Annotated in this window: 2 protein-coding genes; one reads left to right on the top strand and one right to left on the bottom strand. The window is 65.5% G+C overall.

The genetic code is table 11. The features are described from left to right. Window positions 1-452 (bottom strand): TorF family putative porin (locus AC1DKD_RS41015; protein ID WP_477144721.1); only part of this gene is annotated, 452 nt, incomplete at its 3' end. A gap of 549 nt (window positions 453-1,001) precedes the next feature. Here AC1DKD_RS41015 and AC1DKD_RS41010 point away from each other — a divergent pair. Next, window positions 1,002-1,777 (top strand): Rossmann-fold NAD(P)-binding domain-containing protein (locus AC1DKD_RS41010; protein WP_477144720.1); only part of this gene is annotated, 776 nt, incomplete at its 3' end.

Here is a 1,777-nt window from a genome sequence, read left to right as displayed (position 1 = left end):
GTGTAAGGGCGCGTAAAGCCGCTCGGGTAGTCGCCCGGGTAGTAGTACTGCAGCACGCCGACGTCGTAGTTCCACTCCAGGCCGCCCAGCGTCACCGTGTTCTTGAAGCCGCCGTACAAGTCAATTTCAATCGGCGCCGAGACTTCCGGATTGCTGTCGCCCAGCCAGCTGATGCTCGAGTTCCAGTTGCCCAGGTAGAAGCCGCTCGAATGCGTGTAGTCGAACCCGCCCTGGATGGCCGGACGGCGGTTGGTCTGCATCAGGCCGCGGTAGCGATACTCGCTGGCCAGCGTCACGTTGGCGGTGAAAGCGTGCGGCGAGACTTCGGCAGCCGCCGCACCCGGCGCGCTCTGGGCAAATGCGGGGGCAGCCAGCAAGAGCGCGGCGCCGGAAAGGGAAACAGCAAGGGAAACGGCGCAGGCACGTGAAGCGCCAAGGCGAAAGGCAGTCATGGATAACTTGTCTGAAAGGTAAGACATCAATCGGTGGAAATCAGCGAACGCTCGCGCCGGCGATGGCCGCGCGACGACCGGAACAGTACGGGGTCGCGTCTCARATCGGTGTCAAGAAAGCAGCAGTGCGCCAAGGGATGACGTAAAAATCCACGCGAGGCCGCCGGCGCGCGCGGACAACACGCAGCCAGGGACAGCAATGGCCGCGGCGCGGGCCCTGGGGACGCCGGTCATGCACCGCTCCGATAGCCGCCATGCGTTGGCCGTGCTGTTGCGCAAAAGCCGACCGGCCAGTCACCACGAAGCGTCAGATTCCTGTAAGCTGCGAAAAAATTGTGCGCTGCGTTCGGCCCTGGCCGTCCGCATGACAGGACACAAGGGCCGAGGACGTCAGCCCGCTAAAGCAGATCAGCGGCATTGTCAGAATGAAATGAATCGGTTCTGGTCAGGCGCGTTGCCTTGCCGTACACGTCGTACGACAAGTCTCGCCGCATCGCCAGAATCATTTTGACAGCGCCTCAAAGACGCCAGCAAAAGGAGAAATTGACGATGCACATCGGCATCCCGCAGGAGACGCGGGCAGGTGAGACTCGTGTCGCCGCCACCCCGGAGACGGTCAAGAAATACGTGACCCAGGGCCATCAGGTCATTGTCCAGTCGGGAGCCGGCGTGCGTGCCAGCCAGCCGGACTCGGCCTATGAGGCGGTCGGCGCCACCATTGGCACCGCGGCCCAGGCACTCGGCGCGCAACTGGTGCTCAAGGTCCGCGCCCCCGACGATGCCGAGCTCGCGCTGATGAAGCCCGGCGCCGCGCTGATCGGCATGCTCAATCCCTTCGACGCAGAGAACAATGCACGCATGGCGCGCGCCTCGCTGACGGCCTTCGCGCTGGAAGCCGCGCCGCGCACGACGCGCGCGCAGAGCATGGACGTGCTCTCCTCCCAGGCCAATATTGCCGGCTACAAGGCCGTGCTGGTCGCCGCCCACCACTACCAGCGCTTCATGCCGATGCTGATGACCGCCGCCGGCACCGTCAAGGCGGCGCGCGTGCTGATCCTCGGCGCCGGCGTGGCCGGCCTGCAGGCCATCGCCACCGCGAAGCGGCTGGGCGCGGTCATCGAAGCCTCCGACGTGCGTCCCGCCGTCAAGGAGCAGATCGAATCGCTGGGCGCCAAATTCCTCGATGTGCCCTTCGTCACCGACGAAGAGCGCGAGATCGCGCAGGGCGTGGGCGGCTATGCCCGCCCCATGCCGCCCGACTGGATGCGGCGCCAGGCCGAACTGGTGCACGAGCGCGCCAAGGCCGCCGACATCGTCATCACTAC

The organism is Cupriavidus sp. 05T313 (assembly GCF_056396665.1).
The sequence above is the reverse complement of the archived record's forward strand: the minus strand, read 5'-3'. Positions and strand labels throughout refer to the sequence as shown.